Source organism: Burkholderia sp. MSMB1498, assembly GCF_001526245.1.
GTDB lineage: Bacteria > Pseudomonadota > Gammaproteobacteria > Burkholderiales > Burkholderiaceae > Burkholderia > Burkholderia savannae.
Window position 1 is genome coordinate 76972 of sequence record NZ_LOYJ01000026.1, and the last position, 22263, is coordinate 99234.

The following is a 22263-nucleotide window of genomic DNA, read 5'->3' on the forward strand; positions in this document are numbered from 1 at the left end:
GTGAATGGTCGCGGGGGCCGCGCGACGCCGCGGGCGTAAAAAAAGCCCGCATCGCTGCGGGCTTTTTCGTTGCCGGCGCGTCGCGCTCAACGCTGCTGCTTGAGTTTTGCGAACGCGGCGGCCATCGCGCCCGCCGGTTCCGGCTCGCGCGTGCGCTGCGGGCGGGCGCCGCCGCCACTGCGCATTCCGCCGCGCTCCGCGCCGCCGCGGCTGCCGGCGGCGCTAGGCGCCGCGTCGTCGTCGAGGCGCATCGTGAGCGAAATCCGCTGCCGCTTCACGTCGACATCGAGCACCTTCACCTTGACGACCTGGCCCGCCTTCACGACTTCGTGAGGGTCCTTGACGAATTTCGTCGACATCGCGGACACGTGGACGAGGCCGTCCTGATGCACGCCGACGTCGACGAACGCGCCGAACGCCGCGACGTTCGTCACGACGCCTTCGAGCACCATGCCCGGCGCGAGATCCGACACCTTCTCGACGCCTTCGCGGAACGTCGCGGTCTTGAATTCGGGGCGCGGATCGCGGCCCGGCTTCTCGAGTTCGGACAGAATGTCGCGCACGGTCGGCAGCCCGAAACGGTCGTCGACGAATTCGGCGGGCGACAGGCCCGCGAGCGCTTCGCGGCTGCCGAGCACGTCGTCGATGCGCTTGCTGATCTTCGCGAGCATCCGCTCGACGACGGGGTACGCTTCCGGGTGCACCGACGAGCGGTCGAGCGGATTCTCGCCGCCGTTGATCCGCAGGAAGCCGGCGGCCTGCTCGAATGTCTTGTCGCCGAGGCGCGGCACGCGGCGCAGGTGCTCGCGCGACGGGAACGGGCCGTTCGCGTCGCGGTAGTCGACGATGTTGCGCGCAAGCGTCGCATTGAGGCCCGACACGCGCGCAAGCAGCGCGGCCGACGCGGTGTTCGCATCGACGCCGACCGCGTTCACGCAGTCCTCGACGACCGCGTCGAGCGAACGCGCGAGCTCGCGCTGGTTCACGTCGTGCTGGTATTGGCCGACGCCGATCGCCTTCGGCTCGATCTTCACGAGCTCGGCGAGCGGGTCCTGCAGCCGGCGCGCGATCGACACGGCGCCGCGCAGCGACACGTCGAGCTCGGGGAATTCCTTCGCGGCCAGCTCCGATGCCGAGTAGACGGACGCGCCCGCCTCGGACACGACGATCTTCTGCAGCTTGAGCTCCGGATGCCGTGCGATCAGCTCGCTCGCGAGCTTGTCGGTCTCGCGCGACGCGGTGCCGTTGCCGATGCTGACGAGCTCGGCCTGCGTGTGCGCGGCGATGCGCGCGAGCTTCGCGATCGAGCCGTCCCAGTCGCGGCGCGGCTCGTGCGGGTAGATCGTGTCGGTCGCGAGCAGCTTGCCCGTGCGATCGACGACCGCGACCTTCACGCCCGTGCGCAGACCCGGGTCGAGACCGATCACGGCCTTCGGGCCCGCGGGCGCGGCGAGCAGCAGATCCTTCAGGTTGCGTGCGAACACGCGGATCGCTTCATGCTCGGCGTTCTCGCGCAGTTGCGTGAGCAGCTCGGTCTCGATGTGCGGCTGCACCTTCACGCGCCAGCACCAGCGGCACACGTCGGACAGCCACTTGTCGGCCGGCCGGTTCTGGTTCGCGATGCCGAAATGGCGCGCGATCATCGCCTCGCCGGGGTGCGGCACCTGCGCGTCGAGCTCGTCGCCGAGGCCGAGCTTGACGGTCAGCACGCCGGCGTTGCGGCCGCGGAACAGCGCGAGCGCACGGTGCGACGGCACGGTCTTGATGGTTTCCGAGTAGTCGTAGTAGTCGCGGAATTTCTCGCCTTCCTCGCCTTCCTTGCCCTCGACGACGGCCGACGACACGACGCCGCGCTCGAACAGGTAGTCGCGCAGCTTGCCGAGCAGTTCCGCCGTCTCGCCGAATTGCTCGGACAGGATGTCGCGCGCGCCGTCGAGCGCCGCCTTCACGTCGGCGACGCCGTTGTCCGCGTTCACGTACGCGGCGGCTTCCGTTTGCGGATCGAGCAGAGGATTCGCGAGGAGCGCCTGCGCGAGCGGCTCGAGCCCGGCTTCGCGGGCGATCTGCGCGCGCGTGCGGCGCTTCGGCTTGTACGGCAGGTACAGATCCTCGAGCGTTTGCTTGCTGTCGGCCGCCTCGATCGCCGCGCGCAGCTCGTCGGTCAGCTTGCCTTGCTCGTCGATGCTCGCGACGATCGTCGCGCGCCGCTCTTCGAGCTCGCGCAGATACAGGAGGCGCTCTTCGAGCTGGCGCAGTTGCGTGTCGTCCAGGTTGCCCGTGACCTCCTTCCGGTAGCGGGCGATGAACGGAACGGTGGAGCCTTCGTCGAGGAGTTGCACCGCTGCGGCGACCTGCCTGGGCTGAACCGCCAGTTCGTCGGCGATGCGCTGTACGATCTTGAGTGCTACGGTTTCCGTCATGTCGTGATGTGCGTCTACTGCCTGCTGAAATCGCCCGGTCCGGCCGACTGCGCCCTCGGGCCGGCCCTGGCGGGTGAATGGAGCGGGGCATTTTGCCATAAATGCGAAAGGGTCTAGCCGCGGGTGTTAGAATTTGGCCCATGATCCGCAGCTTTCCTACGACGTTGCCTACTTCCCGATTTTCCATTGTCGCGTTCGCCGTGGCGCTTGCGGCGACGCTGTCCTGCGCGCCCGTCGCCGGCGTCGCGCAGACGTCCGCAGCGGCGCCGGCCGCCGCTGCGTCCGATGCGGATACGTTCGCCGCGCAAGCGAATTTCGACGCGCGTCAAAAAGTGCTCAATCAACGCACGACGGAAAACGATTATCGTTATGCGGTGGCCCAGCACGATTGCTACAGCGCGTTTTTCGTCAATCGCTGCTTGAACAAGGCGCGCGAGACGGTGCGCGCGGAGCGCGCGAGCATCAGCCAGGAGCAGCTCGCGCTCGACGACGAACAGCGTGCGGTGCGCGCGCAGGAGCGCGACCGGCAACTGGCGCTCAAGGATGCGCAGCGGCAGGCGCAAGCGCCGCAGCGCGCGGCCGACGAAGCGGCGAATGCGGCGGCTTATGAAGGCAAGCAGCAGCAAAACGCGCTGAAGCGCGCGGAGCGCGACGCGCAGGCGCCGCAGCGCGCGGCGAACCAGAAGGCCTACGATGCGAAGCAGGCCGAGTTTCAGCGCAAGCTCGACGCGGCGCACGCGCAGGCGGCGAAGGATGCGCAGCAGCGTGCGGGGAACGCCGAGCGCTACGAACAGAAGCAGCGTGACGCGGCGCAGCACAAGGCGGACGTCGAGGAGCGCCAGCGACAGGCCGCCGAGAAGGCGAAGCAGAAGCAACAACAGCAGCAGTAACGGTTAGCAGCAGGGGTAGTGACGCGGTAGCGTTGGGTGGTGGTTTCGCAAGGCAATCTCGGGCATGCGGGCGGCTCGGCCGGCATGCCGATTCAGTGAGGAGGCGAGTATGCAAACCCGTTCGGCGGAAACTCAACAGGAACTGTACAACCGACTGACGTCGTTGCAGGAGCTGCACAGGCAGCTTGCCCGCGAGATCGAGCAGAAGGAGGGCCGGTCCGACATCGACGACCTGGCGCTGCACCGGCTGAAGAAGGAAAAGCTGCTCGCCAAAGACAAGATCATCATGCTGCAGTCGCAGCTCGAACCGGATAAGCGCGCTTGACGCGCGGCCTGGCAAGCGCCGGCGCCGCGGCAAGCGCCGGATACTAGGAACCGCTTGCCTTGAATTCACCGCTTGATGTCAATCCCGACGCGCGGCGCGACGAATCGTCCGCCGCGCGCGCCCGCACGTCCGGCGCCGTGGCGGCGACGGGCGCGGCGTATACGCCGAGCGTGAAGCGTATCGACGAGCTCGACGCGATCTTCGGCGACGGCGGCCTCTTCGCGCGCGCGCTCGACAGCTATCGTCCGCGCGCGTCGCAGATCGACATGGCGCGCGCCGTCGCGGCCGCGATGGAGGCGTCGGGTAAGCTGATGCCGGAGCCCGAGATCTTCGAGACGCGCAAGCGTCCCGCGCGACGCCTGCAGGAGGGCGCTTCCGCCGGCCGCGACGACGCGCCCGCCGCATTGCCCGACGGCGAAGGTGCCGACAACGGCGACAACACGCTGATCGTCGAGGCGGGCACGGGCACCGGCAAGACCTATGCATACCTCGTCCCGGCGATGCTCTGGGGCGGCAAGGTCATCGTGTCGACGGGCACGAAGCACTTGCAGGATCAGCTGTTCCTGCGCGACATCCCGACGGTGCGCGATGCGCTCGCGGTGCCCGTGACGGTCGCGATGCTCAAGGGGCGCGCAAACTATCTGTGCCATTACTACCTGCAGCGCACGGCCGACAACGGCCGCCTGCCGTCGCGGCAGGACACCGCTTACCTGCAGGACATCATCCGCTTCGCGAAGATCACGAAGAGCGGCGACAAGGCCGAGCTCGCGAGCGTGCCGGAGACGTCGTCCGTGTGGTCGATGGTCACGTCGACGCGCGACAACTGCCTCGGCCAGGAATGCCCGCATTACAAGGATTGCTTCGTGATGCAGGCGCGCCGCGAGGCGCAGCAGGCGGACGTCGTCGTCGTCAATCACCACCTGTTCTTCGCGGACATCATGCTGCGCGACACCGGGATGGCCGAGTTGCTGCCGAGCGCGAACACGATCATCTTCGACGAGGCGCATCAACTGCCCGAGACCGCGACGCTCTTTTTCGGCGAGACGCTGTCGACGACGCAGCTGCTCGAGCTCGCGCGCGACTCGGTGGTCGAAGGTCTTGCGCATGCGCGTGACGCGGTGGAATGGGTGAAGCTCGGCGGCGCGCTCGAGCGTGCGGCGCGCGACTTGCGGCTTGTGTTCGCCGACGACGGCATCGTGCGGATGTCGCTCGCGCAGCTGGGTGACGGCCATCCGCTCTTTGGCGCGCTCGACGCGCTCGACGCGGCGCTCGGCGCGCTGTCGACCGCGCTCGCGGGACAAGCGGAGCGCGCCGAGTCGATCGCCGCATGCGAGCGCCGCGCGCGCGAGCTGCAGGATCTGCTCGCGGGCTGGGTCGCGCCCGGCGCGAAGGAGGACGCAGCCGATGCGCAAGCCGGAGCTCAGGCGGGCGAGCACGGCGATCCGAACGAGAAGGTGCGCTGGGTCGAGGTATTCGCGCACACGGTCCAGTTGCACGAAACGCCGCTGTCCGTCGCGCCGATCTTCGCGAAACAGCGCGCGGGCGTGCCGCGCGCGTGGATCTTCACGTCGGCGACGCTGTCGGTGCGTGGCGATTTCACGCATTACGCGGCGCAGATGGGCCTCAACGCGCGCCGCTCGATGACGCTGCCGAGCCCGTTCGACTATCAAACGCAAGGGCTCCTGTACGTGCCGCGGAACTTGCCGCAGCCGTCGTCGCCCGCGTTCACCGACGCGGTGTTCGACGCCGCGCTGCCGGCGATCGAGGCGTCGGGCGGCGGTGTGTTCGTGCTGTGCACGACGCTGCGCGCGGTCGACCGGATCGCGACGAAGCTGCGCGATACGATCGACGCGCGCGGCTGGGGCACGCCGCTCCTCGTGCAGGGCGACGCAAGCCGCACCGAGCTGCTCGACCGGTTCCGCGCGTACGGCAATGCGATTCTCGTCGGCAGCCAGAGCTTCTGGGAAGGCGTCGACGTGCGCGGCGACGCGCTGTCGCTCGTCGTGATCGACAAGCTGCCGTTCGCGCCGCCCGACGATCCGGTGCTCGCCGCGCGGCTCGACGCGCTGACGAAAAAGGGATTGAGCCCGTTCGCCGCCCACCAACTGCCGCAGGCCGTCATCACGCTGAAGCAGGGCGCGGGCCGCTTGATTCGTGCGGAGACGGATCGCGGCGTGCTGATGATCTGCGACACGCGCCTCGTCGACAAGCCGTACGGCCGGCGCATCTGGCAGAGCCTGCCGCCCTTCAAGCGCACGCGCGAGATCGACGTCGTCCGCGAGTTCTTCGCCGAGCGGCGCGAGCCCGAGCAGGCTTGAGCACGCCGCACGCGCGCCGTTTGCGGCGGCGGCACGGGATGTGCGGGGCGATCGGCGAGCAGTGCGGCCGCGCCGCGCTGCTCGCGGCGTGTGCTAAACGCGCGAGAACGCCTCAAAAAAAGAAAACCCGGCTCGACAGGCCGGGTTTTCTTTTGGCAGCGTCCGTCAACTGCGGTCAGCTGCGTAATGCGCGACGCTCAGCTCAGAACTGCCACCACGATTTCTTCGCGCCCGGCCGAGCATGACCGGTCACGTACGGGCTGTCCGGGAACGTCGACGCGAGCACGCGCTTCGTGTCGTCGGCGAGCTGCGTCTGGTTCAGCTTCGCGTACGACAGCATCATGATGTGCAGCGCATCCTCGATCGCGGGCGCGTTCTTGTATTCCCTGATCGCGAGTTGCGCGCGGTTGATCGCCGCGACGTAAGCGCCGCGCCGGTAGTAGTAATCGGCCGCGTGCACTTCGTGCGACGCGAGCGCGTTGACGATGTAGCGCATCCGCGCGGCTGCGTCCGGCGCATACTTGCTCTTCGGATAGCGGTCGACGACGAGCTTGAATGCGTCATACGATTCGCGCAGCGCCTGCGGATCGCGCTCGCTCATGTCCTGGCCGGAGAAGCGGCCGAAGAGACCGAGGTCGTCGTTGAAGTGGATCATCCCCTTCAGATAGTACGCGTACGCGATATCCGGGTGATCCGGGTGCAGCTGGATGAAGCGGTCGATTGCCTGGTCGGCCGCGGCTGCTTCGTTGTCCTTCCAGTTGCAGTACGCGACGTTGATCTGCGCCTGCTGCGCGAAATGGCCGAACGGATCGCGGCCCTGCAGCGCTTCGAAGTATTTCGCGCACTTGCCCCAGTCGCCGCCCGTCAATGCATCCTGAGCCTCTGAGTATAATTTGTTGTTCGACCAGGTCGCCGTCTCGTCGGTCTTCTGCGGCAAGCCGTGGCAGCCCGCGACGAGCGCCGCCGCAGCGGCCAGCGCGGCCCAGGCGGCCGCAGGTTTCGCGACGCGTTTGGTCGAATGCATCATGGTGAATAGGGCTCGCATTGTCCTAGCTTCAAGTCTCAAGTGACCCAGTCTAAATGACCCGTTCAAGTTCGTTGAATGCCCGTGCGGGCAAGTCAAACCGCGACGATTATAGCCCAAGCGTCAGCCCCGCCGATGCTTCTGCCGGCGATTCGCTCGACGATGATCTGACGAGCGACGCGCTCGTCGCGCCCGCGAGCGCCGATTCCGGCGCCGATGCGCCGCGCGTGATCGAGGTGCCGCCCGCGCTCGCGGGCGAGCGCCTCGACAAGGCGCTCGCGCAGCTCTTCCCCGAGTTTTCGCGCAGCCGCCTGCAGCAGTGGATCGAATCGGAGCGCGTGCGCGTCGACGGCGCGCACGCGAAGATCCGGCAGCCCGTGCCGCTCGGCGCGACGATCGAGCTCTTGCCCGACCTGCTGCCCGAGCAACTCGCGTTCGCGCCGGAGCCGGTGCCGCTTTCGATCGTCTACGAGGACGACACGCTCGTCGTCGTAGACAAGCCGGCCGGGCTCGTCGTGCATCCGGCCGCCGGCAACTGGAGCGGCACGCTGCTCAACGGCCTGCTGCACCGCTATGCCGATGCGGCGGGCCTGCCGCGCGCGGGCATCGTGCACCGGCTCGACAAGGAAACGTCGGGCCTGATGGTCGTCGCGCGCACGCTCGCCGCGCAGACCGACCTGATCCGCCAATTGCAGGCGCGCACGGTGAAGCGCCGCTATTTCGCGCTCGCGTGGGGGCAGATGCCCGACGAGGGCACGATCGACGCGCCGATCGGCCGCGACCCGCGCGAACGCACGCGGATGGCGGTCGTCACGGGGGCGGCGGGCAAGCCGGCGCGCACGCATTTCCGTACGGTCGACACGACGATGTGGGAGCGCCAGCCGGTGTCGGCGATCCATTGCGATCTCGAGACCGGGCGCACGCACCAGATCCGCGTGCATTGCGCGCACGTCGGGCATCCGCTCCTCGGCGATCCCGTGTACGGCCGCGCGCGCGGCAAGCGCTCGGTCGCGCCGCTGCCGGGCGGCTTCGCGCGGCAGGCGCTGCACGCTTGGCGGCTCGGCCTCGTGCATCCCGCGAGCGGCCGGACGATGCAATGGCGCGCGCCGCTGCCGGCCGATCTCGCGGCGCTCGTCGACGCGCTCGGCTTCGGCGCGGACGACGCGGAATTCGGCGACGACGACGCGGTCTATGACGAAGGTTACGATGACGGCATCCCGCATGCCGGCGACGATGAGGATTGATTCCCGATGACGATGTTGCGACCCCTGACGCTCGCCGATTGCGTGCAACCCGACTGGCACGCGCCCCCGCGCGTGCGAGCGCTCGTCTCGACGCGCAACGGCGGCGTGAGCGAGCCGCCTTATGGTGGTTGGGGCGGCGGCGGCGAGGTCGCGGGCGGGATGAATCTCGGCCGGCACACGGGCGACGATCCCGCGCATGTCGAGATGAACCGCGCGCGGCTGCTCGCGCTGACCGGCCGGTCGCGCGCCGCGTGGCTCGAGCAGGTCCACGGCACGGACGTCGTGCGCGCCGAGGACGTGCTCGCCGCGAGCGCGGGCGGCGCGGGCGAGGGCGAAGCCGAGCGCGTCGTGCGCGCGGACGCGAGCGTTGCGACGGCGCCGGGCGCCGTTTGCGTCGTGATGGTCGCCGATTGCTTGCCGGTGCTGCTGTGCGACGACGCGGGCCGGGCGGTCGGCGCCGCGCATGCGGGCTGGCGCGGACTCGTCGGGGGGATCGTCGAGAAGACGGCCGAGCGCGTTGCGGCACTGGCGGGCGGCGGCCTCGACGGCCTGCACGCGTATCTCGGCCCGGCGATCGGCCCGAGCGCTTTCGAAGTCGGCGCCGACGTGCGCTCGGCCTTTCTCGACGCGGCGCCGCTCGCCGATTACGCGGCGACCGAGCGCGCATTCGCGCCGCGCGCGGACGCGCCCGGCAAATATCTGGCGGATCTCTACGCGCTCGCGCGTCTGCGCCTCGCGCGCGCGGGCGTCACGCGCGTGAGCGGCGGCGCCGCGTGCACGGCGACCGAGCGTGAGCGCTTCTATTCGTATCGACGCGATCGCGCGACGGGACGAATGGCCGCGATGATCTGGCTCGCCGATTGACGGCCGCCGGTTGCGCGCGGCCCTTTGTTGACGATCGGGAACGAGCGGGAGCGATATTTTCGCCGTGCCGCCGGGCGCCGATTGCTGCGCTGCTTCGTGCGATTGCTGTCATCGAAATCGCTTAGACTCTCGCCGGCCGATTCGGACTGGCATCCGCGCCGCGCCGCGCATCGCATCGCGCGTTTCGCAACAATTATTCCGGTCGGTGAAGCATGTGTTGTCGGAGGTGACGGATCACATGGGGAAAACGATAATGATAAAACTACTGCACTGCGGCAGAATCTGGAGGAACGCTCCGGAACGCGACGCCCGGCCGGACGGGGCGCAGTGGGTGGTCGACTTCATGCGGCTCGAGCAGGATTTCCAGGGTCCCCGCAGGCAATACCGAGGAAACACCGAGGAACCACCGAGGAACCACCGAGGAACCACCGTTAAGGCAGGTATGACAGCATCGAAAAAATCGTCGACGTCCTCTCATACGGATACTTCCCAGGGTCGCGAGACAGCCGGATCGGCGACCCAGCCCATGCAACAGATGTTCGAGTCCTGGATCGGCGCGTGGCGCAGCTTCGCGGACCCGGCCCGCGCGGCCGCCGGCGGCGCGCCCGCACAGCCGCCGTTCGCGGCGTTCCAGCCGTCTCAGCCGTTCCCGTTCGCGATGCCGGCCATGCCGCAGATGCCGCCGATGCCGGACTGGTCGGGCGCGTCCGCATCTTTCGCGGGGCTCGCGCCCGTCGCGTCGGTGCCGCCCGCGCGGCTGCAGACGCTTCAGGCCGACTATTCGCGCGATAGTCTCGCGCTGATCCAGCAGGCGACGGCCGCGACGCCGACCGTTCCCGATCTCAAGGACCGGCGTTTCAGCTCGGACGCGTGGAAGGCGTCGCCCGCGCATGCGTTCGCAGCCGCATGGTATCTGCTGAACGCGCGCTATCTGCAAGAGCTCGCCGACGCGCTCGAGACCGATCCGAAGACGCGCGAGCGAATCCGCTTCGCGGTCCAGCAATGGACGGCCGCCGCGGCGCCGAGCAACTTCCTCGCGCTCAATCCTGAAGCGCAGAAGAATCTCGTCGAGACGCAAGGCGAGAGCCTGCGGCTCGGGATGAAGAACCTGCTCGCCGACATGCAGCGAGGCAAGATCTCGCAGACGGACGAAACTCAGTTCGTCGTCGGCAAGAATCTCGCGGTGACGGAAGGCGCGGTCGTCTACGAGAACGATCTGATCCAGCTGATCCAGTACAAGCCGACGACGGCGACCGTCTTCGAGCGGCCGCTTCTCATCGTGCCGCCTTGCATCAACAAGTTCTACATCCTCGATCTGCAGCCTGAGAATTCGCTCGTCGCGCATGCGCTGTCGTGCGGCCATCAGGTTTTCCTGGTGTCGTGGCGCAACGCGGACGCATCGGTCGCGCACAAGAGCTGGGACGACTACATGGACGAGGGGCTCCTCGCCGCGATCGACGCCGTCCAGCAGGTGAGCGGGCGCGAGCAGATCAACACGCTCGGCTTCTGCGTCGGCGGCACGATGCTGGCGACGGCGCTCGCGGTGCTCGCCTCGCGCGGCGAGCATCCGGCCGCGTCGATGACGCTCCTCACCGCGATGCTCGACTTCTCCGACACGGGCATCCTCGACGTGTTCGTCGACGAAGCGCACGTGCAAATGCGCGAGCAAACGATCGGCGGCAAGAACGGCACGCCGCCGGGGCTCATGCGCGGCGTCGAGTTCGCGAACACGTTCTCGTTCCTGCGGCCGAACGATCTCGTCTGGAACTACGTCGTCGACAACTACCTGAAGGGACGCACGCCGGCGCCGTTCGATCTGCTCTACTGGAACAGCGATTCGACGAGCTTGCCGGGCCCGATGTACGCGTGGTACTTGCGAAACACCTATCTCGAGAACAAGCTGCGCGAGCCGGACGCGCTCGTCGTGTGCGGCGAGCCCGTCGATCTGTCGAGGATCGACGTGCCGACGTTCATCTACGGCTCGCGCGAGGATCACATCGTGCCGTGGCAGACCGCGTACGAATCGACGTCGCTGCTCACGGGCCCGCTCAAGTTCGTGCTCGGCGCGTCGGGCCACATCGCGGGCGTGATCAACCCGCCCGCGAAAAAGAAGCGCAGCTACTGGAGCTACGACGCAAGCGCGAAGGCGCTGCCGGAATCGGCGAACGACTGGCTCGACGCGGCGACCGAACATCCGGGCAGCTGGTGGCCCGTGTGGATCGAGTGGCTCGATCAGTACGGCGGCCGCAAGGTGAAGCCGCGCGCGCAGCTCGGCTCCGCGCACTTCCCTGTGATCGAGCCCGCGCCCGGCCGCTATGTGATGCAACGCGATTGACGAACGGCGGAAGGCGGAGCACGCTTTCCGTCGCTACCGACTTTTAACAGGGCGACACGCGGCGCGTCGTGCCGCGTTCGCTCGGAGGATAGTGAAATGACTGACGTAGTGATCGTATCGGCCGCGCGCACCGCGGTCGGCAAGTTCGGCGGCTCGCTCGCGAAGATCGCCGCGCCGGAGCTCGGCGCGACCGTGATCCGCGCGGTGCTCGAGCGCGCGGGCGTGAAGCCCGAGCAGGTCGGCGAAGTGATCCTGGGCCAGGTGCTGACGGCGGGCTCGGGCCAGAATCCGGCGCGCCAGGCGCTGATCGCGGCGGGCCTGCCGACCGCGGTGCCCGGCATGACGATCAACAAGGTGTGCGGCTCGGGCCTGAAGGCCGTGATGCTTGCCGCGAACGCGATCGTCGCGGGCGACGCGGAGATCGTCGTCGCGGGCGGCCAGGAGAACATGAGCGCCGCGCCGCACGTGCTGCCGGGCTCGCGCGACGGCTTCCGGATGGGCGATGCGAAGCTCGTCGACAGCATGATCGTCGATGGCCTGTGGGACGTCTACAACAAGTACCACATGGGCGTCACGGCGGAGAACGTCGCGAAGGAGCACGGCATCACGCGCGAGCAGCAGGACCAGTTCGCCGCGCTGTCGCAGAACAAGGCGGAAGCCGCGCAGAAGGCGGGCCGTTTCGACGACGAGATCGTGCCGATCGAGATTCCGCAGAGAAAGGGCGAGCCGCTTCGCTTCGCGACCGACGAATTCGTGCGCCACGGCGTGACGGCCGAGTCGCTCGCGACGCTCAAGCCCGCGTTCACGAAGGACGGCACGGTGACGGCCGCGAACGCGTCCGGCATCAACGACGGCGCGGCCGCGGTGCTCGTGATGTCGGCGAAGAAGGCGGAGTCGCTGGGCCTTGCGCCGCTCGCGCGGATCAAGGCGTACGCGAACGCGGGCGTCGATCCGAGCGTGATGGGCATGGGCCCCGTGCCGGCGTCGCGCCGCTGTCTCGAGCGCGCGGGCTGGTCGGTCGGCGACCTCGATCTGCTGGAGATCAACGAGGCGTTCGCCGCGCAGGCGCTCGCGGTCCATAAGCAGATGGGCTGGGACACGTCGAAGGTCAACGTGAACGGCGGCGCGATCGCGATCGGCCATCCGATCGGCGCGTCGGGCTGCCGGATTCTCGTCACGTTGCTGCACGAAATGCAAAAGCGCGATGCGAAACGCGGCCTCGCGTCGCTTTGCATCGGCGGCGGGATGGGCGTCGCGCTCGCGCTCGAGCGTCCGTAACGCGAATCAGAGGCAATCGGCCGGGCCGCGCCGACAGGTGCGGCTCGGAGAACAGGCGGATCGGCAGGCGGGCGACGGAGAAGTTGCCGCTCGGCGCTTCTCAAAACGATAATGGAGTAAAGGTTATGTCTCAGCGAATTGCTTACGTAACGGGCGGAATGGGCGGCATCGGCACGAGCATCTGCCAGCGTCTGCACAAGGACGGCTTCAAGGTGGCCGCGGGCTGCGGCCCGAATTCGCCGCGCCGCGTGAAGTGGCTCGAGGACCAGAAGGCGCTCGGCTTCGATTTCTATGCGTCCGAAGGCAACGTCGGCGACTGGGATTCGACGAAGCTGGCGTTCGACAAGGTGAAGGCCGAGATCGGCGAGGTCGACGTGCTCGTCAACAACGCGGGCATCACGCGCGACGTCGTGTTCCGCAAGATGACGCGCGAAGACTGGACGGCCGTGATCGACACGAACCTGACGAGCCTCTTCAACGTCACGAAGCAGGTGATCGACGGGATGGTCGAGCGCGGCTGGGGGCGCATCATCAACATCTCGTCGGTGAACGGCCAGAAAGGGCAGTTCGGCCAGACGAACTACTCGACCGCGAAGGCGGGCATTCACGGCTTCACGATGTCGCTCGCGCAGGAAGTCGCGACGAAGGGCGTGACGGTCAACACGGTGTCGCCGGGCTATATCGGCACGGACATGGTGAAGGCGATCCGCCCGGACGTGCTCGAGAAGATCGTCGCGACGATTCCGGTGCGCCGTCTCGGCTCGCCCGACGAGATCGGCTCGATCGTCGCGTGGCTCGCGTCGGAGGAGTCCGGTTTCGCGACGGGCGCCGATTTCTCGCTGAACGGCGGCTTGCATATGGGCTGAGCCATGGAGCCGGGCGGCATGTGCCGTCCGGGCCCATGGGTCGGATGTTCCGGGAACGCCCGGTTCCGCGCGCGGCCGCGCCCGCGTGCGGCGCCGGGCGCCGTCACTGCGCGCATCAGGCGCTCAAAGGCGTTACATGACTACTACAAAGAAAACTGGCGAACGGCTGATCAAGAAGTATCCGAACCGCCGTTTGTACGATACGGAGACGAGCACGTACATTACGTTGACCGACGTGAAGCAGCTCGTGCTCGGCCAGGAGGATTTCAAGGTCATCGATGCGAAGAGCAACGAAGACCTGACCCGCAGCATCCTGCTGCAGATCATCCTCGAAGAGGAAAGCGGCGGCGTGCCGATGTTCTCGTCGTCGATGCTGTCGCAGATCATCCGGTTCTACGGACATGCGATGCAGGGGATGATGGGCACGTACCTGGAGAAGAACATCCAGGCGTTCATCGACATCCAGAGCAAGCTCGCCGATCAGTCGAAGAGCCTGTACGAGAACAATGCGATGAATCCCGAGGTCTGGTCGCAGTTCATGAACATGCAGGCGCCGATGATGCAAGGAATGATGACGAGCTACATCGAGCAGTCGAAGAACATGTTCGTGCAAATGCAGGAGCAGATGCAGAACCGGGCGAAGACGATGTTCAGCTCGTTCCCGTTCAAGCCGGCGACGCCGCCGGGCAGCGAGCCCGAGAAGAAGTAAGCGCGGCGTTTGTCGCAGCGATCGAACGCGATTGCGGCGGGGGCGCACGGCTCGGTCGCGGCGATCGGCGCGTCGTCGGCCGCGGAGCGGCTTGGGGGGGGCGTCGGCGCAAGGTCGGCTGAGTGCGTCCAGGGCGCGCGTGGCCGCCGAGCTTGCGGCTTGGCGCGCGTCATCGAACGGACATCGCGATCGCGTAAAAAAGAAATGGCGCCTGCGAGGCGTCGTTTCTTTTTGGGGACGTATGCATCGGCGTCACGGGCGGCGGCATTGGCGCCGGGTGCCGGGCCGTGTGCGTCGCTGCGCGAAGCCTGTTGGTTTCTCTTCGCAGGGACTCGTCCTGATTGCCGGTGAACGCTCGCGAGCCCGTGGCACCTGCTGGTTCTGTCCATCTTGTCCGAAGTGTGCGGCACCATTTTCCTGAAGCTGTCGGCGGGCCTCGCGCGTCTGCCGTTTACGATTGCGATGGGCGCATGCTACGCGGCGGCGATCTGGCTGATGGGGCTCGCCACCAAGCAGCTCGAGATCGGCATCGCGTATGCGGTCTGGGCCGGCGCGGGGACGGCGTTGGTCGGCATCGCGATTTTCGACGAGGGTGCGTCGCTCGCGAAATGGTCCGGCATGACTTTCATCGTGGCCGGCGTGGTGCTTCTGAATTTGAGTCAGAAAGTGCCGTCGTGACGCCGCTCCGAAGCGGCGCGGCGGGCGGCCTGCCGCAGGCGGCGCGAGCGCGGAAACGGCCGATCGGAGCGCGAGATGCGGCGCGCCGGGCGCCGGGTGCGCGTCCGTGAAGGAACGTCGCCGCGCGGAGGGTAAAATGCGGGCAAAGCCAAGGCGCGCCGCCGGCGCACGCCGTCCCCTCACGCATGGAAGCGATAGTTGGAAAATTCATTGAAATCAAGCGGTAAGCCGCATGCCGCGCCCAAGGTAGGTATGGTTTCGCTCGGCTGCCCGAAAGCCCTTGTCGACTCCGAGCAGATCATCACGCAACTGCGCGCGGAAGGCTACGAGATCTCCGGCACCTACGACGGCGCGGATCTCGTCGTCGTCAACACCTGCGGCTTCATCGACGAAGCGGTCCAGGAAAGCCTCGACGCGATCGGCGAAGCGCTCGCCGAGAACGGCAAGGTGATCGTCACCGGCTGTCTCGGCGCGAAGAAGAGCGCGAGCGGCTCCGGTCTCATCGAGGAAGTGCATCCGAAGGTGCTCGCCGTCACGGGCCCGCATGCGGTCGGCGAGGTGATGCAGGTCGTGCACAGCCATTTGCCGAAGCCGCACGATCCGTTCGTCGATCTCGTGCCGCCCGCGGGCATCAAGCTCACGCCGCGCCACTACGCATATCTGAAGATCTCCGAAGGCTGCAATCATCGCTGCACGTTCTGCATCATCCCGTCGATGCGCGGCGATCTCGTGTCGCGGCCCGTCGCCGAAGTGATGCTCGAAGCCGAGAATCTCTTCAAGTCCGGCGTGAAGGAGCTGCTCGTGATCTCGCAGGACACGAGCGCGTACGGCGTCGACGTCAAGTACCGCACGGGCTTCTGGAACGGCCGGCCGATCAAGACGCGGATGACCGAGCTCGTCGGCGCGCTCGGCGAGCTCGCCGCGCAGTACGGCGCGTGGGTGCGTCTGCACTACGTCTATCCGTATCCGCACGTCGACGAGATCATTCCGATGATGGCGCAAGGCCCGCTCAAGGGCCATGTGCTGCCGTATCTCGACGTGCCGTTCCAGCACGCGCATCCGGACGTGCTGAAGCGGATGAAGCGCCCCGCGAACGCGGAGAAGGTGCTCGAGCGTGTGCAGAAGTGGCGCGAGATCTGCCCGGATCTGACGATTCGCAGCACGTTCATCGCGGGCTTTCCCGGTGAGACCGAAGCGCAATTCGAGACGCTCCTCGACTTCATTCGCGAGGCGGAGCTCGATCGCGTCGGCTGCTTCGCGTATTCTCCGGTCGAGGGCGCGAGCGCGAACGAGCTCGACGGCGCGCTGCCCGACGACGTGCGCGAGGAGCGCCGCGCGCGCTTCATGGAAGTCGCCGAGGCGGTGTCGGCCGCGCGCATCGAGCGCAAGGTCGGCAAGACGCTCAAGGTGCTGATCGACGAGGTCAACGACGAAGGCGGCATCGGGCGCACCGCGGCCGACGCGCCGGAGATCGACGGCGTCGTCTACGTGGAGCCGGCGACGAAGGCGTCCAAGCGCTACAAGGTCGGCGATTTCGTGTCGGTGAAGATCACGGGCGCGGACGGCCACGATCTGTGGGGCGAGGTCTGACGATGCCGGCGATGTTTCCCGACGTGCTCGCGCTCGGCGAGGCGATGGTCGAATTCAATCAGGCGCGGCCGGGCGAGCCGAACTACCTGCAGGGCTTCGGCGGCGATACGTCGAACTTCTGCATCGCTGCCGCGCGGCAGGGCGCGCGAGCGGGCTTCGTGTCCGCGGTCGGCGACGATCATTTCGGCCGGCTGCTGCTCGATCTGTGGCGCCGCGAGCACGTCGACACGTCGCATGTGCGGATCGACGGCGGCGCGCCGACGGGCGTCTATTTCGTGTCGCACGGCGAGCACGGCCACGCGTTCGACTATCTGCGAGCGGGCTCGGCCGCAAGCCGCTACGCGGTTCGCGATCTGCCGCTCGACGCGCTCGCGGCCGCGCGCGTCGTCCATCTGTCGGGCGTGAGTCTCGCGATCAGCGCGAGCGCGTGCGACGCGGCGTTCGCCGCGATCGAGCATGCGCGTGCGAACGGCGCGCGCGTGAGCTTCGACACGAACCTGCGCCTGAAGCTCTGGCCGCTGCCGCGCGCGCGCGCGGTGATGCGCGAGGCGCTGCGTCACACGGACGTCTGTCTGCCGAGCTGGGACGACGTGACGGCGCTCACGGGGCTCGACGAGCGCGACGCGATCATCGATGCGCTGCTCGGCTTCGGGCCGAGCGTCGTCGCGCTGAAGCTCGGCCGCGAAGGCGCGTATGTCGCGACGCCCGACGAGCGGCGCGTCGTGCCGGGCTTCGTCGTGGACGCGGCCGACGCGACGGGAGCCGGCGACTGCTTCGGCGGCGCGTTCGTCGCGCGGCTCGTCGCGGGCGACGATCCGTTCTCGGCCGCGCGCTACGCGAACGCGGCGGCCGCGCTGTCGACGCTGGGCTTCGGCGCGGTCGCGCCGATTCCGTCGCGCGATGCGGTCGAGCGGCTATTGGGTGCGTGAAGGGTGCATGAAGGGCGCGCGAAGGATGCGTGTATCCGGTGCGTGACGCGAAGATGCGTGATGCGAATGCACGATTCGAATACGTGACGCGTGCGGCGCGGGCCGCGCGCTCCATCGGTTTTCATCAAGAGAAGAAAGGGAGGCAACGATGCAACGCGAAGTAGTGGTGGTGAGCGGCGTACGCACCGCGATCGGCGATTTCGGCGGCAGCCTGAAGGATTTCTCGCCGACCGAGCTCGGCGCGCGGGTCGTGCGCGAAGTGCTGTCGCGCGCGCAAGTGTCGGGCGACGAGGTCGGGCACGTCGTGTTCGGCAATGTCGTGCACACGGAACCGAAGGACATGTATATCGCGCGCGTCGCGGCGATCAACGGCGGCGTCGCGCAGCACGCGCCCGCGCTGACCGTCAACCGGCTGTGCGGCTCGGGCCTGCAGGCGATCGTGTCGGCCGCGCAGAGCGTGCTGCTCGGTGACGCGGACATCGCGGTCGCGGGCGGCGCGGAGAACATGAGCCGCGCGCCGTACTCGGTGCCGGCCGCGCGCTTCGGCCAGCGCATGGGCGACGCGAAGCTCGTCGACATGATGATCGGCGCGCTCAACGATCCGTTCCAGTCGGTCCACATGGGCGTGACGGCCGAGAACGTCGCGGCGAAGTACGGGATCACGCGCGACGCGCAGGACGCGCTCGCGCTCGAGTCGCACCGGCGCGCGTCGCACGCGACGAAATCCGGCTACTTCAAGGATCAGACCCTGCCGATCGAGATTGCGTCGCGCAAGGGCACCGTCGTGTTCGACGCCGACGAGCACGTGCGCCACGATGCGTCGCTCGACGATTTCTCGAAGCTCAAGCCCGTGTTCGCGAAGGAAAACGGCACGGTGACGGCGGGCAATGCATCGGGCATCAACGATGCGGCCGCGGCCGTCGTGCTGATGGAGCGCGGCGCGGCCGAGCGGCGCGGCGCGAAGCCGCTCGCGCGCCTCGTCTCGTATGCGCATGCGGGCGTCGATCCGGCGTACATGGGCATCGGCCCCGTGCCTGCGACGCGAAAGGCGCTCGAGCGCGCGGGGATCACGGTCGCCGATCTCGACGTGATCGAGGCGAACGAGGCGTTCGCCGCGCAGGCGTGCGCGGTGTCGAACGAGCTCGGTCTCGATCCGGCGAAGGTCAACCCGAACGGCTCGGGCATCTCGCTCGGCCACCCGATCGGCGCGACGGGCGCGCTCATCACGGTGAAAGCGCTGTACGAGCTGCAACGCATCGGCGGGCGCTACGCGCTCGTGACGATGTGCATCGGCGGCGGCCAGGGCATCGCCGCGGTGTTCGAGCGTCTGTAACGAGAGGGCCGCGCAGTTGAAGCTGATCACCGGAATCCGCGGCGCGGCGCTCGCCGCCGCGTTCGCGACGGCGGCGGGGCTCGCGTTCGCGCAGTCTCAACCTCAGCCTGCGGCGGCTTCCGCGGGCGCGTCCGATGCGCCCGTCGCGGCGTCGGCGGACGCGCCGCCGCCCGCCGCGCCGCTCAAGCCGAATCCGGCGTATGCGCGGCTGCCGCGCTACGAAGGGACGCTCGGCGGCCGGCCGATCGTCGTGCGCCTCGGGCCGAAGACGGACGAGCCGGGCGTGCATGGCGAGTGTCAGTATCTCGATACGGGCGCGGTCGTCCTGCTCGCGGGCGACCGAGACGGCGGCACGCTCGAAATCGAGGAGTCGGACGACGGCACGAACATCACGGGCGTATGGATTGGCCGCTTCGATCCGTCGGGCGGCTTGTCGGCCGACCGGATGAACGCGGACCAGTCGGACCCGCTGCCCGTCGTGCTGCATCCGTCGGGCGGCGCGTCGGCGCCGCAACATGCGGCGGCCGCGCAGCCCGCGTCGGCCGGCGCCGCCGCGCCGCAGGCGGGCGCCCATGGGCAGTCGGTCGGCGGCGTGAGCAACGTGCGGACCGCGGAGTAACGAACGACGACCGCGGCTGGATAAAGCGTGGCAGCCGAATCCGGCCGTCCGCCGATTGAGGCGAGGGCTCCCGGCCCCGGTTTTGCCTTCACTCGACCTCCCGGCCGCGCTGCTTCGCGTGGGATCGTTCGGCTGCGGCCGGCGGAGCCTTCGCCGGCACGGTCGCGGCCGCGCCGACTGTACCGGGCCAAACGCACGGAATCCGGCTAAGCTAGCCGGATTCCAATCATTTCAGGCTCGTTTTGCATCGAGCTTTCCCAGTCATGACCGCATTCACTCCCAAGCGCGCGCTGCAGACTCGCGTCGTCCAGCCGGACGACCGCATTCCCGCCGGTTTCGAATCGTTCGTCGTGCCGGTCGCGCGGGCGTCGACGGTCGTGTTCCCCGATCTCGCGACGATGCGCAACCTCGACTGGCGCAAGGACGGCCAATGGCGCTACGGCCTGCATGCGACGCCGACGTCGCTCGCGCTCGCGCAGCGGCTCGCGCAGATCGAAGGCGGCGCGCACGCGCTGCTGCAGCCGTCGGGGCTTTCGGCGATCACGAACGTGTACTTCGGCCTCGTCAAGGAAGGCGACGACGTGCTGATTCCGGACAACGCGTACGGCCCGAACGGCGATTTCGGCAAATGGTTCGCGAAGGATTTCGGCATCACCGCGCGTTTCTATGATCCGATGATCGGCGCGGGAATCGCCGATCTGATCCTGCCGAACACGCGCCTCATCTGGATCGAGGCGCCCGGCTCGGTGACGATGGAAGTGCCCGACGTGCGCGCGATCACGGCGGCCGCGCGCGCGCGCGGCATCGTCACGGCAATCGACAACACGTATTCGGCGGGCCTCGCGTTCAAGCCGTTCGAGCACGGCGTCGATATCTCGGTGCAGGCGCTGACGAAATATCAATCCGGCGGCAGCGACGTGCTGATGGGCGCGACGATCACCGCCGACGACGAGCTGAACGCAAAGCTCAAGCTCGCGCGGATGCGGCTCGGGATCGGCGTGTCGGCCGACGACTGTTCGCTCGTGCTGCGTGGCCTGCCGAGCATGCAGGCGCGCTTCGACGCGCACAGCCGCAGCGCGCTGTCGCTCGCGCGCTGGCTGAAGACGCGCCCGGAGATCGCGACGGTGCTGCATCCGCAACTGCCCGATTGCCCGGGGCACGATGCGTTCATGCGCGACTTCACGGGCGCGGGCGGACTGTTCTCGGTCGTGTTCGACGAACGCTACGGCGCCGCGCAGGTGGATCGCTTCGTCGAGGCGCTCGAGCTGTTCGCGATCGGCTGGAGCTGGGGCGGGGCGTGCAGCCTTGCGATGCCGTACGACGTGCAATCGATGCGCACGACGGCGTGGCCGCATCGCGGCACGCTGGTGCGCTTCTACGTCGGTCTCGAGGACGAAGCCGATCTGCGCGCGGACATCGAGCGCGCATTCGCCGCGGCGCTCGCGTAACGGGCGGAGACGGGCCGAGACGGGCCGAGGCGGGCGGAATCGGACGGCGGAGCAGCGGAGGCCGACGCGCACGCGCGAGGGTCGTGCGGCGTCAGCCGCGGAGTTCCGTGTGCGGCCGCGTGGTTGTCGGCATTGCGGTCGGTATCGAAGCCGGCATGGATGTCGACAATGAGTCGAACGAAAACGGCGCTGGGGCAAAGGCCCTCAGCGCCGTTTTTCGTTGACGGAGCGTGCGACTGGTGGGGCGCGAGGCGACGACGTACGCTCGGCGTTGCGGCTCGAACGGGCCGCGGGCTTCAGAAGAGCCGCAGCAGCCCGTCGAGCCCGACGTGATCGAACGCCGCGCTCGCCGCGCCGCGCACGACGGGCTTCGCGCGAAACGCGATCGAGAAGCCGCCTGTCGCCATCATCTTCAGGTCGTTCGACCCGTCGCCGAGAACGATCGCGCGCGCGGGCGCGATGTCGAGCGCGGCGCACGTCTCGCGCACCGCGCGCGCCTTCACGTCCGCGTTGACGATCTCGCCGACAACCTTGCCCGTGAGCTTGCCGTCGACGATCTCGAGCGTGTTCGATCGCGCGTAGTCGAGGCCGAGCCGCGCCTTCAGGCGTTCGGTGAAGAACGTGAAGCCGCCCGACACGAGCAGCGTCTTCAGGCCCGCCGCCTTCACGCCCGCGAGCATTGCCTCGGCGCCCGGCGACAGCCGCAGCCGCTCGTCGTAGACGCGCTCGAGCGCGCTCGCGTCGAGGCCCGCCAGCAGCGCGACGCGGCGCGTCAGGCTCTCGTTGAAATCCTTGATCTCGCCGCGCATCGCCGCCTCGGTGATCGCCGAGACTTCGGCTTTCAGGCCGCAGAAGTCGGCGATCTCGTCGATGCACTCGATCGTGATCAGCGTCGAATCCATGTCCATCGCGACGAGGCCGAAGTCGGCGAGCTTGCGGGTCGCGTCGACGAATGCGTAGTCGAGCGCGTGCGCGCCGCAGTACGCGTCGATGTCGGCGCGCTGCGCGGGATCGGCGCCCTCGATGCGGATCGCCTGCGCGTCGAGCGGAACGGCGCGCGTGCCGCGCGCGAGCGCGGTGAGCGGCTTGTGATGCGCGTCGGAAAGCGGCGCGGTGCTTTGAATGACGAGATTCGTGGTCATGGAAGTGTCACGGTGGAGCGGATCACGGGGCCGACGACATCGATTCGGCGAACCCGTTATTGTAGCCGCTTGCGGAGGGCCGGCCGCGGACGAACGGCGGAAGGCGGGCTCGGGCGCTCCGGGCCGCGCCGCCGCGAATGCGACGGCGGGGGCGACGCTCGCCGAACGCGGGGCGTTGTCGGTTCTCGGTTCTCGGTTCTCGGTTCTCGGTTCTCGGTTCTCGGTTCTCGGTTCTCGGTTCTCGGTTCTCG

The 22263-nt window shown here is 68.2% G+C and carries 18 protein-coding genes; 15 read left to right on the forward strand and 3 right to left on the reverse strand.

The genetic code is table 11. The features are described from left to right. Positions 1-86: 86 nt before the first annotated feature. On the reverse strand, positions 87-2420 hold the full coding sequence (locus WS91_RS05705) for a Tex family protein (RefSeq protein WP_038749205.1): 2334 nt from the start codon (positions 2418-2420) through the stop codon (positions 87-89). 140 nt (positions 2421-2560) lie between these two features. Between WS91_RS05705 and WS91_RS05710 the strand changes: the two genes are divergently transcribed. The 3 genes from WS91_RS05710 (at position 2561) to WS91_RS05720 (ending at position 5953) form a co-directional block, all read left to right on the forward strand. Then, positions 2561-3310 (forward strand): hypothetical protein, encoded by a 750-nt coding sequence (locus tag WS91_RS05710; protein ID WP_059580854.1) that lies wholly within the window; start codon positions 2561-2563, stop codon positions 3308-3310. A 109-nt stretch (positions 3311-3419) separates the two neighbouring features. Beyond that, positions 3420-3635 (forward strand): YdcH family protein, encoded by a 216-nt coding sequence (locus tag WS91_RS05715; RefSeq protein WP_038749262.1) that lies wholly within the window; start codon positions 3420-3422, stop codon positions 3633-3635. Positions 3636-3694: 59 nt separating this feature from the next. Beyond that, positions 3695-5953, forward strand: coding sequence for an ATP-dependent DNA helicase (locus tag WS91_RS05720; RefSeq protein WP_059669908.1), 2259 nt, complete (start codon positions 3695-3697; stop codon positions 5951-5953). Positions 5954-6155: 202 nt separating this feature from the next. On the opposite strand, the gene WS91_RS05725 is transcribed toward WS91_RS05720, so the two are convergent. Further along, positions 6156-6980 (reverse strand): outer membrane protein assembly factor BamD, encoded by an 825-nt coding sequence (locus tag WS91_RS05725; RefSeq protein WP_038749213.1) that lies wholly within the window; start codon positions 6978-6980, stop codon positions 6156-6158. Positions 6981-7033: 53 nt separating this feature from the next. Between WS91_RS05725 and WS91_RS05730 the strand changes: the two genes are divergently transcribed. From WS91_RS05730 to WS91_RS05785, 12 genes are all read left to right on the forward strand, one after another. After that, positions 7034-8221, forward strand: a complete 1188-nt coding sequence (locus WS91_RS05730) for an RluA family pseudouridine synthase (RefSeq protein WP_059580862.1) — start codon at positions 7034-7036, stop codon at positions 8219-8221. A 6-nt stretch (positions 8222-8227) separates the two neighbouring features. Then, entirely contained in the window at positions 8228-9085 is an 858-nt protein-coding gene (gene pgeF, locus WS91_RS05735; protein WP_059669909.1) for a peptidoglycan editing factor PgeF, read from the forward strand. 442 nt (positions 9086-9527) lie between these two features. Then, complete coding sequence (gene phaC / locus WS91_RS05740) at positions 9528-11420, forward strand: class I poly(R)-hydroxyalkanoic acid synthase (RefSeq protein ID WP_082758097.1); 1893 nt, start codon at positions 9528-9530, stop codon at positions 11418-11420. 96 nt (positions 11421-11516) lie between these two features. Continuing rightward, positions 11517-12698, forward strand: coding sequence for an acetyl-CoA C-acetyltransferase (locus WS91_RS05745; protein WP_059580869.1), 1182 nt, complete (start codon positions 11517-11519; stop codon positions 12696-12698). A 125-nt stretch (positions 12699-12823) separates the two neighbouring features. Further along, positions 12824-13564, forward strand: a complete 741-nt coding sequence (locus WS91_RS05750; protein WP_038749229.1) for a 3-ketoacyl-ACP reductase — start codon at positions 12824-12826, stop codon at positions 13562-13564. A 136-nt stretch (positions 13565-13700) separates the two neighbouring features. After that, positions 13701-14273, forward strand: a complete 573-nt coding sequence (phaR, locus tag WS91_RS05755; protein ID WP_059669911.1) for a polyhydroxyalkanoate synthesis repressor PhaR — start codon at positions 13701-13703, stop codon at positions 14271-14273. A 375-nt stretch (positions 14274-14648) separates the two neighbouring features. Then, a complete protein-coding gene (locus tag WS91_RS05760) occupies positions 14649-14951 on the forward strand; it encodes a DMT family transporter (protein WP_226377236.1) in 303 nt (100 codons plus the stop codon). A 198-nt stretch (positions 14952-15149) separates the two neighbouring features. Beyond that, the gene (gene rimO / locus WS91_RS05765; protein ID WP_082754508.1) at positions 15150-16541 is read left to right on the forward strand and encodes a 30S ribosomal protein S12 methylthiotransferase RimO; all 1392 of its coding nucleotides are present in this window, start codon (positions 15150-15152) and stop codon (positions 16539-16541) included. A 2-nt stretch (positions 16542-16543) separates the two neighbouring features. Continuing rightward, positions 16544-17470: a sugar kinase gene (locus tag WS91_RS05770; protein WP_059669913.1), complete on the forward strand. Its 927-nt coding sequence runs from the start codon at positions 16544-16546 to the stop codon at positions 17468-17470. 148 nt (positions 17471-17618) lie between these two features. Then, complete coding sequence (bktB, locus tag WS91_RS05775; protein ID WP_059669914.1) at positions 17619-18803, forward strand: beta-ketothiolase BktB; 1185 nt, start codon at positions 17619-17621, stop codon at positions 18801-18803. Between the two features lie 16 nt (positions 18804-18819). Beyond that, entirely contained in the window at positions 18820-19422 is a 603-nt protein-coding gene (locus tag WS91_RS05780; protein WP_059669915.1) for a hypothetical protein, read from the forward strand. A gap of 263 nt (positions 19423-19685) precedes the next feature. Further along, positions 19686-20870 carry a cystathionine beta-lyase gene (locus tag WS91_RS05785; protein WP_059669916.1) on the forward strand — a complete coding sequence of 395 codons (1185 nt, stop codon included), beginning with the start codon at positions 19686-19688 and terminating at the stop codon, positions 20868-20870. 296 nt (positions 20871-21166) lie between these two features. Here WS91_RS05785 and serB read toward each other — a convergent pair whose 3' ends face one another. Next, a complete protein-coding gene (gene serB / locus WS91_RS05790) occupies positions 21167-22012 on the reverse strand; it encodes a phosphoserine phosphatase SerB (RefSeq protein ID WP_059580884.1) in 846 nt (281 codons plus the stop codon). Positions 22013-22263 lie beyond the last annotated feature (251 nt).